At 75.7% G+C, this 14,560-nt stretch carries 16 protein-coding genes; 8 read left to right on the top strand and 8 right to left on the bottom strand.

Features of this window, described 5'->3' with window-relative positions:
- Positions 1-36 precede the first annotated feature (36 nt).
- From ACFYXU_RS23825 to ACFYXU_RS23800, 6 genes are all read left to right on the top strand, one after another.
- A complete protein-coding gene (locus ACFYXU_RS23825) occupies positions 37-1,407 on the top strand; it encodes a wax ester/triacylglycerol synthase family O-acyltransferase (protein WP_389459814.1) in 1,371 nt (456 codons plus the stop codon).
- A gap of 142 nt (positions 1,408-1,549) precedes the next feature.
- Positions 1,550-2,422, top strand: coding sequence for an Fpg/Nei family DNA glycosylase (locus ACFYXU_RS23820; RefSeq protein ID WP_376515521.1), 873 nt, complete (start codon positions 1,550-1,552; stop codon positions 2,420-2,422).
- A gap of 30 nt (positions 2,423-2,452) precedes the next feature.
- Positions 2,453-3,205: a LytTR family DNA-binding domain-containing protein gene (locus ACFYXU_RS23815; protein WP_361405065.1), complete on the top strand. Its 753-nt coding sequence runs from the start codon at positions 2,453-2,455 to the stop codon at positions 3,203-3,205.
- A 78-nt stretch (positions 3,206-3,283) separates the two neighbouring features.
- Positions 3,284-3,670: a hypothetical protein gene (locus ACFYXU_RS23810; protein ID WP_376515524.1), complete on the top strand. Its 387-nt coding sequence runs from the start codon at positions 3,284-3,286 to the stop codon at positions 3,668-3,670.
- Between the two features lie 19 nt (positions 3,671-3,689).
- On the top strand, positions 3,690-5,423 hold the full coding sequence (locus ACFYXU_RS23805; protein WP_389459809.1) for a cation acetate symporter: 1,734 nt from the start codon (positions 3,690-3,692) through the stop codon (positions 5,421-5,423).
- Entirely contained in the window at positions 5,420-6,631 is a 1,212-nt protein-coding gene (locus ACFYXU_RS23800) for a sensor histidine kinase (RefSeq protein ID WP_389459806.1), read from the top strand. Before ACFYXU_RS23805 ends, ACFYXU_RS23800 begins: the two co-directional genes overlap by 4 nt.
- Here the strand turns inward: ACFYXU_RS23800 and ACFYXU_RS23795 are convergent, their stop codons facing one another.
- The 4 genes from ACFYXU_RS23795 to ACFYXU_RS23780 all read right to left on the bottom strand — a co-directional run bounded on the left by ACFYXU_RS23795 (position 6,632) and on the right by ACFYXU_RS23780 (position 9,021).
- Complete coding sequence (locus ACFYXU_RS23795) at positions 6,632-7,138, bottom strand: hypothetical protein (protein WP_329853450.1); 507 nt, start codon at positions 7,136-7,138, stop codon at positions 6,632-6,634. It lies immediately after the preceding gene.
- A 191-nt stretch (positions 7,139-7,329) separates the two neighbouring features.
- Complete coding sequence (locus tag ACFYXU_RS23790; protein WP_389459801.1) at positions 7,330-7,752, bottom strand: PaaI family thioesterase; 423 nt, start codon at positions 7,750-7,752, stop codon at positions 7,330-7,332.
- A gap of 4 nt (positions 7,753-7,756) precedes the next feature.
- On the bottom strand, positions 7,757-8,323 hold the full coding sequence (locus ACFYXU_RS23785) for a sigma-70 family RNA polymerase sigma factor (protein ID WP_376515536.1): 567 nt from the start codon (positions 8,321-8,323) through the stop codon (positions 7,757-7,759).
- 236 nt (positions 8,324-8,559) lie between these two features.
- A complete protein-coding gene (locus ACFYXU_RS23780; protein WP_329853444.1) occupies positions 8,560-9,021 on the bottom strand; it encodes a universal stress protein in 462 nt (153 codons plus the stop codon).
- Positions 9,022-9,126: 105 nt separating this feature from the next.
- Here ACFYXU_RS23780 and ACFYXU_RS23775 point away from each other — a divergent pair, with 105 nt between their 5' ends.
- The gene (locus tag ACFYXU_RS23775) at positions 9,127-9,975 is read left to right on the top strand and encodes a polysaccharide deacetylase family protein (protein ID WP_389459798.1); all 849 of its coding nucleotides are present in this window, start codon (positions 9,127-9,129) and stop codon (positions 9,973-9,975) included.
- 99 nt (positions 9,976-10,074) lie between these two features.
- On the opposite strand, the gene ACFYXU_RS23770 is transcribed toward ACFYXU_RS23775, so the two are convergent.
- Positions 10,075-10,737 carry a class F sortase gene (locus tag ACFYXU_RS23770; RefSeq protein WP_329853440.1) on the bottom strand — a complete coding sequence of 221 codons (663 nt, stop codon included), beginning with the start codon at positions 10,735-10,737 and terminating at the stop codon, positions 10,075-10,077.
- A 449-nt stretch (positions 10,738-11,186) separates the two neighbouring features.
- On the opposite strand from ACFYXU_RS23770, the gene ACFYXU_RS23765 reads away from it, so the two are divergent.
- Positions 11,187-11,714 (top strand): hypothetical protein, encoded by a 528-nt coding sequence (locus ACFYXU_RS23765; RefSeq protein WP_376515542.1) that lies wholly within the window; start codon positions 11,187-11,189, stop codon positions 11,712-11,714.
- A gap of 119 nt (positions 11,715-11,833) precedes the next feature.
- Here the strand turns inward: ACFYXU_RS23765 and ACFYXU_RS23760 are convergent, their stop codons facing one another.
- The 3 genes from ACFYXU_RS23760 to ACFYXU_RS23750 all read right to left on the bottom strand — a co-directional run bounded on the left by ACFYXU_RS23760 (position 11,834) and on the right by ACFYXU_RS23750 (position 14,160).
- A complete protein-coding gene (locus ACFYXU_RS23760) occupies positions 11,834-12,391 on the bottom strand; it encodes a hypothetical protein (protein WP_361405089.1) in 558 nt (185 codons plus the stop codon).
- Positions 12,392-12,553: 162 nt separating this feature from the next.
- Positions 12,554-13,318: a hypothetical protein gene (locus ACFYXU_RS23755; RefSeq protein ID WP_361405092.1), complete on the bottom strand. Its 765-nt coding sequence runs from the start codon at positions 13,316-13,318 to the stop codon at positions 12,554-12,556.
- An 86-nt stretch (positions 13,319-13,404) separates the two neighbouring features.
- Complete coding sequence (locus ACFYXU_RS23750; protein WP_389459795.1) at positions 13,405-14,160, bottom strand: hypothetical protein; 756 nt, start codon at positions 14,158-14,160, stop codon at positions 13,405-13,407.
- Positions 14,161-14,560 lie beyond the last annotated feature (400 nt).

The raw sequence follows: 14,560 nt of genomic DNA, 5'->3' as shown, positions 1-14,560 counted from the left end.
AGGCCCCGGCAGGACACCGCAGGACAAGAGGACACCGTGAGCACCGAGCTACTGGCACCCCTGGACCTGGCCTTCTGGCACCTCGAATCCACCGAGCACCCCTTGCACCTCGGGGCCCTCGCCCACTTCGGACCCCCGCCCCCCACCGCCCGGCAGCAGCCCCCCGACGTCCTGGACCTGCTCGCCCGCCGCGCCGCCGCCGTCCCCCGGCTCCGGATGCGCGTCCGCGACGTCCTGTTCCCCGTCGGCGGCGCCGCGTGGGCCGCCGACCCCGACTTCGACGTGCGCCGGCACGTCCGCGAGATCACCCTCCCCGGCGAGGACTTCCCCGCCGAGACCGCCCGGCTCGCCGCGGAACTCATGGAACGGCCCGTCGCCCGAGGCCTGCCGCCCTGGGAGATGTACCTGCTCAGCGGTGCCCCCGACGGCTCCTTCGCGGTCCTCGTCAAACTCCACCACGCCCTCGCCGACGGGATGCGGGCCGTCGCCATCGGCGCCGGGATCTTCGACGAGATCGCCGCCGGCCGGCGCCCCGTGGGCCGCCCCCACCCCGTCCCGCCGCGCTCCTGGCTCCCCGGCCCCGGCCGCCTCCTCGGCATCGCCCGGGACCGCCTCGGCGACCTCGGCCGGGCCGTCGAGGTCGGCGCCTCGGTCGTCGGCTCCTCCGTCGCCCGGGCCGGCCGCCTCGAAGCGCGCCCCGGCACCCCGCTCGCCGCCGAGCCCAGCGGCACCCGCCGGGTCGCCACCGCGAGCCTGCCGCTCGACCGCGTCCACCGCATCCGCCGCAGCACCGGCGGCACCGCCAACGACGTCCTCCTCGCCCTCGTCGCCGGTGCCCTGCGCCGCTGGTTCGACGGCCGGGGCAGACCGCTCCCCGGTGTCGACCCCCGCGCCCTCGTCCCCGTCTCCCGGCGCCGCCCCGGCGGCCCGGCCGGACCCGGGAACAGCCTCTCCGGCTACCTCCTCGACCTGCCCGTCACCGAACCGGACCCGGACGCCCGGCTCGCCGCCGTACGGGCCGCCATGGACCGCAACAAGGCCGCGGGACCCTTCCGGGGAGCGGGCGCCGTCGCCCTCCTCGCCGACCAGCTGCACCCGCTCGCCCACCGCTTCGGCGCCCCGCTCGCGGCCGGCGCCGCCCGGCTCCTCTTCGACGTCCTCGTCACCCAGGTGCCGCTGCCCCGCTCCGCGCTCTCCCTCGGCGGCGCCCCTCTGCGCGCCCTCTTCCCGATGGCCCCGCTCGCCCGCGGCCAGTCCCTCGCCGTCGCCATGTCCCCGTACGACGGCCGGGTCCACATCGGCCTCGTCGCCGACGGCGCGGCCGTCCCCGACCTCGACGCCCTGGCCGCCGCCCTCGCCGCCGAACTCGACCTGCTCGACCCGCCGGACACCACGACGCGCGCGTAGCACCGGGACGGACCCACCCCGGGCGGGGGGCCGGGCACGCCCTCGCCCGCCGCCCGGCGCAAGCCCCCGCCCGCCGCCCGACCAGACACCCCGCCCCCCCGCCCGGCGCGCGCCCCCATCCCCTCTGCGGCAGGGTGGAACCATGCCCGAACTCCCCGAGGTGGAAGCGCTCCGCGCCTTCCTCGACACACACCTGGTCGGCAAGGAGATCGCCCGCGTCCTGCCCGTCGCGATCAGCGTCCTCAAGACGTACGACCCGCCCCTGAGCGCCGTGGAGGGCGCCGAGGTCACCGCGGTCGGCCGGCACGGGAAGTTCCTCGACCTCACGACCAGCGGCACGGCGGGCGAACTCCACCTGCTGGTCCACCTGGCCCGCGCGGGCTGGCTCCGCTGGCAGGACCCGCTGCCCTCCGGCCCGCCGAAGCCCGGCCGGGGCCCGCTGGCGCTGCGCACCGCCCTCACCGGGGGCGACGGCTTCGACCTCACCGAGGCGGGCACCACCAAACGCCTCGCCGTCCACCTGGTCCACGACCCCCAGGAGGTCCCGGGCGTGGCCCGGCTCGGCCCCGACCCGCTCGCCGAGGACTTCGGGCCCGCGGAGTTCGCCGCCCTGCTCGCCGGGGAGCACCGCCAGATCAAGGGCGCCCTGCGCGACCAGAGCCTCCTCGCCGGCATCGGGAACGCCTACAGCGACGAGATCCTGCACGCCGCCAGGATGTCCCCCTTCAAACCCACCCAGAACCTCACCCCGGAGGAGACCACCGCCCTCTACACGGCGATGCGCACCACCCTCCGGGAGGCCGTCGAGCGCTCCCACGGCCTCGCCGCGGGCCGCCTCAAGGCGGAGAAGAAGAGCGGGCTGCGGGTCCACGGCAAGGCCGGCGAACCCTGTCCGGTCTGCGGCGACACCCTCCGCGAGGTCTCCTTCAGCGACTCCGCCCTCCAGTACTGTCCGACCTGCCAGACCGGGGGGAAGATCCTCGCCGACCGCCGCATGTCGAAGCTCCTCAAGTAGCCCCCCGGCCCCTCACATAGACTCCCGCGCATGCTGCGCGTCCTGGCCGTCGACGACGAGGAGCCCGCCCTCGGCGAGCTGCTCTACCTGCTGCGCGCCGACCCCCGGGTGCGGACCGCCGAGGGCGCCGGGGACGCCACCGCCGCCCTGCGCAGGATCGGACGGGCCCTGGAAGGCGGACCCGACGGGGACGAGGCCGTCGACGTCGTCTTCCTCGACATCCACATGCCCGGCCTCACCGGCCTCGAACTGGCCCGGCTGCTCGCGGGCTTCGCCCGGCCCCCGCACCTCGTCTTCGTCACCGCCCACGAGGGCTTCGCCCTCCAGGCCTTCGACCTCAAGGCGGTCGACTACGTCCTCAAGCCGGTCCGCCGCGAGCGGCTCGCCGAGGCCGTCCGCCGCGTCCACGCACTCGTCCACGCCACCGCCGCGCCCGCCGCCCCGGCCGTCCCCGAGCAGATCCCCGTCGAACTCGGCGGCGTCACCCGCTTCGTGCCCGTCGACGAGATCGCCTACGTCGAGGCCCACGGCGACTACGCCCGCCTCCACACCGACCACGGCAGCCACCTCGTCCGCATCCCCATCTCCACCCTGGAGGAGCGGTGGGCCGACCGGGGCTTCGTCCGCATCCACCGCAGCCACCTCGTCGCCCTCGCCCGCGTCGACGAACTCCGCCTGGACGGCGGCGCCACCTCCGTCCGGCTCGGCGACACCGACCTGGCCGTGAGCCGCCGCCACGCCCGCCACCTGCGGGACCTCCTCATGCGGCGCGCGGGCGGCTGACCCGCGGACCCCTACCCGTGCCGCACCCGCTCTGCGTACACTCCACGAGCCAGCGAGCGAGTCAGAGAGCGGACGCCGATGCCGGAGCACCACCCCCCGCGCAGGCCCCGGCGCGAGACCGTCACCTACGCCTCCGCCCACGGCCCGGGAGCCGTGCCCGCGCCCGCCGGGCGGCGCCCCGCCCACCCGCCGGCCCGCTCCGAGATCGACGAGCAGACCACCCTCGGCCACACCTACGTCCGCTCCCTGATGCGCAGCCAGCTCCGCGCCGCCCTCACCGCGCTCGGCGCCCTCGCCCTGCTCGTCGGCTCGCTGCCGCTGCTGCTCGCGCTGCCCGCGCCCGAGGCGCTCGTCTGGGGCACCCTCGGCTTCGGCGTGTACCCGGTCGTCTGGGTCATCGCCCACTGGTACGTCCGCAGGGCCGAGCGCAACGAGCGCGACTTCACCGGCCTCGTGGAGCGCTGAGGACGGTGCGCACCCCCGCATGAACCAGGCCTACGCGGTCGCCGCCGTCACCGCCGTCGTCCTCGCCACCGTCCTCATCGGCGCCCTCGGCCTGCGGATCTCCCGCACGACCTCCGACTTCTACGTCGCCTCGCGGACCGTCCGGCCGGGCCTCAACGCCGCCGCCATCAGCGGCGAGTACCTCTCCGCCGCCTCCTTCCTCGGCATCGCGGGACTCGTCCTCGTCCAGGGCCCCGCCATGCTCTGGTACCCCGTCGGCTACACCGCCGGATACCTCGTGCTGCTCGTCCTGGTCGCCGCCCCGCTGCGCCGCTCCGGGGCGTACACCCTCTCCGACTTCGCCGAGGCCCGCCTCGAATCCCCCCAGGCCCGGCGGCTCGCCAGCCTCTTCGTCGTCGGCATCGGCTGGCTGTACCTGCTGCCGCAGCTCCAGGGCGCCGGACTCACCCTGGAGATCCTCACCGGCGCCCCCGACTGGGTCGGCGGGCTGCTCGTCGCCCTCGTCGTCACCGGCACCGTCGCCGCCGGAGGCATGCGCAGCATCACCTTCGTCCAGGCCTTCCAGTACTGGCTGAAGCTCACCGCCCTGCTCGTGCCGGTCCTCTTCCTGCTCGCCGCCTGGTACGGGGACGGGGCGCCCCCGGCCCGCTTCGACGCCCCCGCCGTGCTCCGCGGCCACACCGTGGTCGAAGTCGCCGACACGGTACGGATCGGGCTCGACGAGCCGCTCAGGGTGACCGTCACCGGCCGCGTCGACGCGGTCGCGCACACCGGCCGGACCGTCACGCTCGCCCCCGGCACCCACCTCGTCCGGGGCGGCACCACACTCTCCTTCGCGCCCGGCAGCGCGCTGCCCGAGCGGGCCGCCACCGGGGCGGACCCGCTCGGCTGGTCCCAGCCGCTGGCCGGTGGCCGTGACGGACACCAGCTGTACGCCACGTACGGACTGATCCTCGCGACCTTCCTCGGCACCATGGGCCTGCCGCACGTCGCCGTCCGCTTCTACACCAGCCCCCACGGCCGCGCCGCCCGCCGCACGACCCTCGTCGTCCTCGGGCTCGTCGGCGCGTTCTACCTGCTGCCACCGCTGTACGGCGCCCTCGGCCGCGTCTACGCCCCCGAACTCGCCCTCACCGGCTCCGCCGACGCCGCCGTCCTCGTGCTGCCCGACCGGATCCTCGGCGGACTCCTCGGCGACCTCCTCGGCGCGCTCCTCGCCGGCGGCGCCTTCGCCGCCTTCCTCTCCACCGCCTCCGGACTCACCATGTCCGTCGCCGGGGTCCTGACCCAGGACGTGCTGCCCTCCCGGGGCGTCCGCCACTTCCGCCTGGCGACGCTGCTCGCCACGGCCGTCCCGCTGGGCGTCGGGGTGGTGGCCTCCAAGGTGCCGGTCGCCGACGCCGTCGGCCTCGCCTTCGCGGTGTCCGCCTCGTCCTTCTGCCCGCTGCTCGTCCTCGGCATTTGGTGGCGGCGGCTCACCCCGCCCGGCGCCATGGCCGGACTCCTGCTCGGCGGCGGCTCCGCCCTCGCGGCCGTGATGGCGACCCGGGCCGGACTCGCCCCCGGGGGCTGGCCGCACACCCTGATGGCCTGGCCCGCCGTCTGGTCCGTGCCCCTGGGGTTCCTGACGATGGTCCTCGTCTCCCTCGCCACCCCCCGCCGGATCCCGCCCGGCACCCCCGCCCTCCTCGCCCGGCTCCACCTCCCGGAGGAGATCACCGGCACCGTCCCCGCCCAGGAGGCCCGCCGATGAGCGGCATCGCCCTCGCCGCCGCAGCCGCTACCGGCGCCGTGCTGCTCGCCGCCGGCTTCGTCCTCGGCCGCCTCGCCGCCCGGCGCGACGGCCGCGCCGCCGCCGACCCCGACCTCGGCACCCCCGTCGAACGGGCCACCTTCCACACCCTCCACACCGCCTCGCTCGCCGCGCCCCCGCTGCGCGCCGGACTCACCGAGGAGACCGCCCGCAAGGCCGCCCGCACGCTCCGCTCGCTGCTCGGCACCGAGGCGCTCTGCCTCACCGACCGGGGCGCGGTCCTCGCCTGGGACGGCCCCGGCGAGGACCACCACCGCGCGCACGTGCCGCAGCAGGCCGCCGAGACCCTGGAGACCGGCCGCAGCCGCTCCGCCCACAGCGGCTGCGCCGACCCGGCGTGCCCCCTGCGCTGGGCCGTGACCGCGCCGCTCACCGGGGAGGACGGGGTCCTGGGCGCGCTCGTCGCCTACGGCTCCCGCGAGTCGGCCGTGCTCGTGCGGGCCGCGACCGAGGTGGCCCGCTGGGTCTCCGTCCAGCTGGAGCTGGCCGAGCTGGACCGCTCCCGCACCCGGATCGTGGAGGCCGAGATACGGGCCCTGCGCGCCCAGATCTCGCCGCACTTCATCTTCAACTCCCTCGCCGCCATCGCCTCCTTCGTGCGCACCGACCCCGAGCGGGCCCGGGAGCTGCTCCTGGAGTTCGCCGACTTCACCCGCTACTCCTTCCGCAGGCACGGGGAGTTCGCCCAGCTCGCCGACGAACTCCGCGCCGTCGAGCAGTACCTGGCGCTCGCGGGGGCCCGGTTCGGGGACCGTCTGAAGGTGACGCTCCAGATCGCGCCCGAGGTGCTGCCGGTGGCCCTGCCGTTCCTGTGCCTCCAGCCGCTCGTGGAGAACGCCGTCAAGCACGGCCTTCAGGACCGGGAGCGGGGCTGCCGGGTCACGATCGCCGCCCGGGACGCGGGCGCCGAGGCGGTGGTGACGGTCGAGGACGACGGCATCGGCATGGATCCGGAGCTGCTCCGCGCCGTCCTGCGCGGCGAGCACCCGGCGGGCTCCGGCATCGGCCTGTCCAACGTGGACGAGCGGCTGCGCCAGGTGTACGGCGCGGAGCACGGACTGGTCATCGAGACCGGGGTGGGGGCCGGGATGAAGGTGACGGTACGGATTCCCAAGTACCGTCCGGGCGTGCACCCTTCGGCCCTCTAGTCAGCGCAGGTGCAGCGACAGGTGGGCCAGCGGGAGGCCCAGCTTCCAGGCGGGCAGCCAGATCTGCTCGGTCTCGTCGACGGGCTCCTCGGAGCCGGCGCGGCCGTCGAGGTCGGCGGCGCGGATCCAGGTGTCCCGCAGCCGGTGCCAGGCGGTCCGGGCGAGCGCCAGGTCCGGTCCGTCGCCGCTCTCCGCGGTCCGCGCGGCGAGCCGCTCCTCGACCCAGGGCGGCCAGGGCCGGTCGTGGGCGGTGTGCCGCAGCCACGCGTCGACCCGGCGGGCGGACCAGGCGTCCCCGGGCCCGGCGGCACCGTCCGCCTCCCCGGCGAGGTGGACGGTGAGGGCCAGGGCCTGGAGGCCCGCCCGGTACTCCAGCGAGCCGGGGGCCACGAGCGCGGCGGCCCGCAGCACCTCGTCGGCCAGGAACTCGGCGCACAGCCAGGCCATCGGGACGGCGAGTCCGCCGCCGCTCGTGCCGCCGGCGCCGTTCGTGCTCTCGGGCAGCAACGCTCCCACCTTCTCCCGGACGTGAGGGCCCCGGATGTCAGGGGCCCGGGGGAGAGCCTCCTCCGTGAAGGGCGCCCGCGGGTCCCGCTTTGCTCAACTCGCCCGAGCGGTTTCGGATACGTTTCCCGGCCGGATCGGTGCGGGTGGGGTTGCCGGTGCGCGGTGGGGCGGGAGGGTGGGGAGGGGCGGGCTCAGCCGAGGAGCGCGTACACCGCCGTCGCGTGGGCGGCGGTCTCCTCGGCGCCGTCGGCCGTCATGGTGATGTCCGCGAAGGCCATCCGCCGGCCGGCCTTGGTGAGCCGGGCGCGGACGAGGACGTCGGCGCCGGTCACCGCGCGCTGGAAGCTGATGGACTGCTGGACGGTGGTCATCGGCACGAAGCCGCCGCGGGCCGCGGCGACCGCGATGACCGTCGCGGTGTCGGCGGCGGCCATCAGCGCCTGGCCGGAGAGGCCGCCGCCCTCCCGGGCGAGCCGGTCCGACCAGGGCAGCCGCAGCACGGCCTCGTGGCCGCCGGCGGATCCGATCGACTCGACCGTGAGCCCCAGATCGAGCACCCAGGGGGCGACGTTGTCGGCGAGGACCCGCGCGGCGGCGGTGGGAGTCAGCGTCACGGCGTCATTGTGCGGCCCCGGCGCGGGCCCGGGCAACGGGCGCGCGGCGCGGCCGGTACCCGGGCAGGGAGCGCCCCAGCTGCCGCAGCGCGTAGTGCGAGCGGGACTTGACGGTCCCGGCGGGTATGCCGAGTTCGTCGGCGGCCTCGTTGACGGTGAGGCCGTGGAAGTAGAGCCGGACGAGCACCGCGCGGTGCTCGGGGCTCAGCCCGCGCACGGCCGCCCGCACGTCGAGCGCGGCGTCGGCGGACGCGGTGGCGTCGGCCGGGTCCGGCGTCACCGCGAGGACGCCGTCGCCGATCTCCGCGGGCCGGGCCAGGCGCGAGCGGCGGGCGTCGATGGCGATGCGGCGGGCCACCGTGAAGAGCCACGGGCGCATCGAGGCGTACGGGCCGTCGAACGCCTCGGGGTGGAGCCAGGCCCGTACCAGCGTCTCCTGGGCGAGGTCCTCGGCCCGCTGCCGGTCCCCGTGGGTCAGGCCGAGCAGGAAGGAGAGCAGCGCGGGGCCGTGGTCCCGCTGGAGCTCCTCCAGGGTCCGCTCGTCGGTCGTCGTCGCTGCCGCCGTGGTCATGCCGCCCGCCTCTCCCGTGCCTCGTCGTCCGGGGCGTATCCGAACGCATCCGGACGGCGGAGGACAGGGAACGGACGGCGGTCTGCGACGAACGGTCCGCGCCGAGCGGCGAATGGCACGGCGAGCGGTCGGGAGGGGGGCCCGCGTCCGTTCCGGCCGGGCGCCCCCCCCGCACTCCGGGCGGACGCCGGGAGGTCACGGGGGCCGGGTATCGGGGCGCGGGCGCGCCCGGCCGGTCACGGCACGACGGTGACCGGCCAGCGGCCCGCCTTCACCAGGCGGACCGCGACCGAGCCGACGAAGCGGTGGCCCGCCGACTCGGAGGCGCCCACCACCACGGCGTCCGCCGTCAGTTCGTCCGCCGCCTGGACCAGACCCGCGTAGGCGTCGCCCCGGAAGGTGTGGAACTCCCACCGGATCCGCCACAGGTCCTTGACCCGCTCGGCGGACGCCCGGATCTCCCGGACCAGCTCTTCGGCGATCTCCTCGGTCGTCCCGCTCACCGGAACGCCCAGCGCGGCACCCGCCGGGATCACCGGCTGCACGTACACGAGCGCGAGCAGCGCGTTCTGCCGCCGGGCGAGCCCGGCCGCGTAGGCGACGGCGCGCAGGGAGGAGGCGGAGCCGTCGACCCCCGCCATGATCACTTTGGGGCCGTCGGTACCGCGTTCGAACCGACCGGGCTGCTGTTCGCTCACCCGGCGAGGCTATCGGCTCATCGGGTGCTTTCGGACGGGGGGCCGGTGTCGCTGAGCTGCGCGGAAGCTCGCCCGTACGAACCATTGGTCATGAAAAAGGATCAGATGCCTCACGGGCGCCGGGCGGTACTGCGCCTCGCCGCGGCCCTCGGGGCCACCGCCACCGTCGGCGTCCTCGCCGCCGACCGGTTCGCCACGCCCGACCCGGCCGGAGGCGCCGCCGCACCCCGCGACGCGCCCGCCGCGGGCCCCGCCGCGGGTCCGCAGGCCCGGGCCGCCCGCCTGAACCCGTCCGCGTACCGGCTCCAGCCCATGACCGCGTACGCGCCGCCCGCCTTCCGGCGGGCGGTCCCGCCGGTGCGGCAGCGGCCCTTCCTCAGCATGTCCGGGGTCGGCCGGTCGATGGTGCTGACCTTCGACGACGGTCCCGACCCCCGCTACACGCCCGGCATCCTGGAGACCCTGCGCCGCTACGACTGCCGGGCGATGTTCTTCGTCTGCGGCGAGATGGCCGTCGACAACCAGGACCTGCTGCGGGAGATGGACGCCGACGGCCACGTCGTCGGCAACCACACCTGGTCCCACCCCCTCATCCCCAAGCTCAAGCCCTCCCGGATCCGCGACGAGCTCGGCTCCACGAGCGAGGTCGTCGAGCGGGCCCTCGGCACGGCACCGCTCTGGTACCGCGCGCCCTACGGCGCCTGGAACCGGCACTCCTTCGAGATCGGCGCCGAACTCGGCATGGAGCCGCTCGCCTGGACCGTCGACACGCTCGACTGGACGGAGCCCGGCACCGGACCCATCGTCCGCAGGGTCCTGGACGGGGCCGCGCCCGGCGTCGTCGTCCTCTCCCACGACGCGGGCGGCGACCGCTCCCAGAGCGTGGCCGCGCTCCGCCGCTACCTGCCCGAACTCCTCGACGCGGGCTACCGGATGACCGTCCCCCGACGCTGACGCACCGGCGCGGGGAGCCGGGTGAGGCGCGCGGAAGGGGCGCGAAGGCACGGGAGGGCCCCGGCACTTCGAGTGCCGGGGCCCTTCGCGCGCGTGCGGCTAGCGCGAGCCGACCATGCGCGCGTAGACCACGACGTTCCCGTCGTAACCGCGCTGGCGCGTGTAGCCGCCGCCGCAGGTGATCACCCGCAGTTCCGGCTCGCCGTTGTCGGCGTAGACCTGCACGCCGGGGAAGTTGTCCTTGGCGTACACCTCGATGCCGTAGATCTCGAAGACCGCGACCCGGCCGTCGTACCGCTCGACCTCGATGTGCTGGCCCTTCTGCAAGGACCCCAGGCCGTAGAAGACCGCCGGCCCCTTCGCGTTGTCGACGTGGCCGACGATGACGGACGTGCCGCGCTGGCCGGGTGCGATGCCGTTCTGGTACCAGCCGGCGAGGTTGGGGTCCTCCGGGGGCGGCGCCGCCACCCAGTCGTCCGAGTCCAGGCCCACGTCCATGACGGGGGCGGCCACCTGGATCGCCGGGATCTTGATCCGGGAGGCCGGTGCGAAGGGCAGCGGCTCCAGGCCCGCGTTCGCGGCGGGCGGCGTCGGGGTCACCGGGTGCCCCACCGGCCGCGCGGCGGCGGCGGGTTGGGGCGGCCCGAGGGCGACGTCCACCCCGTTGCGCATCATCGCGAGTCCGGACAGCATGGCGAGGGCCAGGACGCCCCAGGGTTGGCGTCTCCTGCGCGGGAAGACGCGGAAGTCCTTCGGGGGCATGGTTCTCCCTTCTCGGCGTCGTCAGAACGGTAAGTGCGGCGGCGAGGACCGTCGCGCCGGACGGCGCGAACGGGTGGGGCCCGCGGCCGGAAGGGTGTCCGGGCCCCGGAGCGGGGTGCGCCGGAGCCGGCGCGCGAGGCGCCGCGGCGACCCGGGCACGACCCGGCCCGGACGCGGGCGCGGGAGAGCGCGCCCGGGCAGGCGGCGGCGGGCAGCCGGGTGACGACGGGGCTGACCCATCCGAGTCATCGTCAGATAAGCATCCCGTACGGCTGTGACCTGCGCTTCCCTCGCCTCAGGGGGTCGCGCTCCCGGCGTGTCGCCTCACCGGGGTGGCCCAGTGCCGACATGCACGGCTCGCACCGGCTTGTGATGGTTCGTCATGGAAGGCGTACTCGTCGAATCTCCCGGAGCACCGCTCTGGGGCGTCTTCCACAGGAGGTTCAACCATGCGTGCTGCACGCACTCTGGCGGTGACGGCGACCGCGTTCGCGGCGCTCGGACTCGCGGCCCCCCTCGCCACCGCCACCCACGGGCCCAGCGGCGTGACCGACAGCGCTTCCCAGACCGAGCGGGGCGGCGACGGCTCCAACGGCGTCTCCGTGTCCCCCTTCGCCGTCCACCAGGGCGCGATCCTCACGGTCACCGTCCGGGGCTGCTCCGGCGGCACGGTCACCTCGAACGCCTTCGCGACGACCAGGCTCCCCGCCGCCGGCAACGGCGTCTCCACGGCCACCCCGCGCATCTTCGACAACGCCACGCCCGGCCAGTACAACCTGGCCGTCCAGTGCAACGGCCGCACCCTCACCCAGCCGTTCCGCGTGCTCGCCGGCCAGGGCGCGCAGGGCGGTCTCGGCGGCTCGATGGCCCCGAGCTCCACGGAGATGGCGGTCGGCGGTTCGCTGGTCGCCGCCGCCGCGCTCGGCGGGGGTCTCTTCATCGCCCGTCGCCGTCGCGTGACCGGCGCGGGAGTCTGAGCGGCCGAACCTCCCGGTCGGCCCGCTGTGCCCGTCGCCCCCGAGTCCCCAGGGACCCGGGGGCGACGGGCGTCCGCGGGGTCGCCGGACACCGCTCCGGGCGCGGTCGCGACGCCCGTTCAGTGACGCCGGCCGGCACCGGCGCGGCGGCGGATCGCGTAGAAGGCGGCGCCGGAGACCGCGGTCACGGCCAGGACCCCGCCGACGGCCACCTCGGTGGTGCTCGGCGCCATCGAGCCGCCGAGACCGCCCTGCACCCCGCGCGGGGGCGTGAGGATCGTGGCGCTGATGGTCGGGGTGGCGCTGGGGGAGCCGCTGATCGTCAGGGCGACGGTGTCCTGCACGCCGCCCGTGCAGTTGAAGAGGACCGTGTACACGGCGCCGCGCTTGGCGTCCGCGTCCACGGTGGCGGTCACCGACGCGCCCGGTGCGATGGTCGCGGTGTCGAAGATGCCCGCCGAGGCCCTCGCCGTGCTGGCGCAGCCGGGGGCGCTGAGCGTCACCCGGCCGCCCGGGGCGACGACCGCGGGCGACACGAGGAAATCGCCCGGTGCCTTGGCCCCGGGCGCCCGCGCGCCGGGCGCGGGGACACCGTCCGCCGCGAGGGCGGCGGGGGCGGCCAGGGCGAGGGCGGCCGCCCCCAGCAGGGCAGTGGACGCGGCACGTATCGCGCGCATGGTGAATCCTCCGGGTCCCGAGGCGCGGCCGCGGAAGGGGGTTCCCGCGAAGGGCACGCACCTCGATGCCCGAAACGCTAGGAGCGCTCTACCACAGCCGCGATCCCAGACGTGCGAATGGGGCACCGATGTCCCCCGGGTGGCCCACTCGCGAGCGGCGGCTCACCGTGTGATCTGCGGGAACAGGTCGGTGAACGGCGCGGCGGTGGCGGCGATGCCCCGGCCGAACGGCGCGTCGAAGTCCCAGATGAGGAACAGCAGGAAGGCGATCAGGACGCTGAAGAGGCCGGCGAGCAGCAGCTCCCGGCCGGTCCTGCGGATCTGTAGCGTGAAGATCAGGCCGACCGTCACCAGGGCGCCGATGATGAGACCGAACCAGACCACCCCCGGCATGGTCGGCCCCGCGTTCTGTCCGCGCGCGCCCCGGGCGTCGTCGGCGGCGGCCACCTGGTCCACCAGGGGCTGGTAGGCCTGCCCCTCGAAGTCGTTGGCCGGCTGGTAGTCGGTGACGCTGCGCCGCACCCGCTCCAGGAGCGCGGTCCCCTCCTCGCTGAGCTCCCCCTTGTCGGCCATGTACCGCCACTCGTCGTGGACCACGTACGAGACGTACGCGTCGACGTCGGCGCGGATCCGGGAGCGGACCTCCGGCGGGTACACCTCGGCGCGCGCCGAGATCTCGTGCATCGCCTGTGCCTCCTGCCGGACGGTCTCCTGGGCGGCCCCCCGGGCCTCCCAGACGCCGGCGATGGCCAGACCGAGCACGATCGCGTAGATCACGCCGATCATCATCGTCATGTACTCGATGACGTCGGGGGTCTCGTTGGGATCGTCGTCCTCGGGGAGGCGACGGTTGTTGATGACGACGATGGTGAGCACGACGGCGCAGGCGGCGGCCATCGCGAGGGAGAGAACGAGCCAATCGGACATGGATTCCTCCGGCGGGATTCAGAGGGTCGGTGGGACGGCGGGGCCGACGGGGCCCGAAGGGCGCCGCACGTCGACGGGGTGCGGGGTCACTTGGACCGGGGGCGCAGGATCGCCGTCGCGAGCACGGCGGGTGCGGTGATCATCAGCGTCGCGGTGACGACGGAGGTGCCGCCCTTCTTCTGGGCCCGGGCCGCCTGGCGGTAGTGCGGCAGCGCCACGGGCGAGGGGGCCGCCGGCCGGGGCCGCAGGGTGGGCGTCGGGGACGGGGACGGGGACGGGGACGGGGGAGGCGGCGGAGCGGGGGCGGGCCCCGGCGGCCTGGTGGGGACGGGGGCGGGGGACGGCGGATCCGGGCGGGGCGCGGGCCGGACGGCCGGCGGCTCCGGCACCTGGCGCGGCGGCTCGGGTCGGGGCGGCTTCGGCTTCGGTGGCGGCGGGGTGGGCGTCGGGGACGGCGAGGGCGACGGGGGCTCGGGCGTCGGAGTGGGCGTCGGAGTCGGGGTGGGCGTCGGGGTGGGCGTCGGCGTCGGCGTCGGGGTGGGGGACGGGCACGGCGGGGGCGGTTCGGGGTGGCAGGGCTTCGGGTGGTGGTGCCCGTGCCCCTTTCCGCCGCCGTGGTGACCGTGGCCCCCGCCCTTTCCGTGGCCCTTCCCGCCGCCGTCGCCGTGGTCGCCGTCGTCGTGGTGGCCCGAGCCGGCGACGGCCACCGCGATCTGCGAACCGCCCGAGTCGGTCGAGGCGTAGGCGCAGGCGTCGGCGGCGGCGGGCACCGGTGCGGCGAGCAGCCACACGAGTCCGAGGGCCGCCAGCGGCCGCGCGAGGAGTGATCCGTACAGAGACACGCCGTCGAGCTTGATCACAACGGCGCCGCGCCGGGGCGGAATCCCGTGGGATTCGCCGGATGGAGGGGATCTCCGGATGTGCGGGCTTGACGTTTCGCCGGATGTCGGAGCCGGATTCGGCACAATGCCCGGTATTGCCGTACGTGATGATTCCGGACGGGTGGCCGAAGGGACACGTTCAGGCCTCTCGGCCAAGAACTGTCCGGTTGTCGCCCTGTCGGACGGCCCGGCCGGCAGGGCATCCTGCACCGGCGACCCGGGCCCGGGAGCGGCAACAGCCGAGGTACGGGCGGGGCCTGGCGCTCCGCCGGGCGCGACCGGCACCGTCCCGGGAGCCGACGCACGCTCAGATGCACGTGAATATGCACGGCCTGAAGGCGTGAAGTCTGCGTTTCACGAG

The sequence above is a fragment of the Streptomyces sp. NPDC002232 genome, assembly GCF_042890295.1.
Lineage (GTDB): Bacteria > Actinomycetota > Actinomycetes > Streptomycetales > Streptomycetaceae > Streptomyces.
The sequence above is the reverse complement of the archived record's forward strand: the minus strand, read 5'-3'. Positions and strand labels throughout refer to the sequence as shown.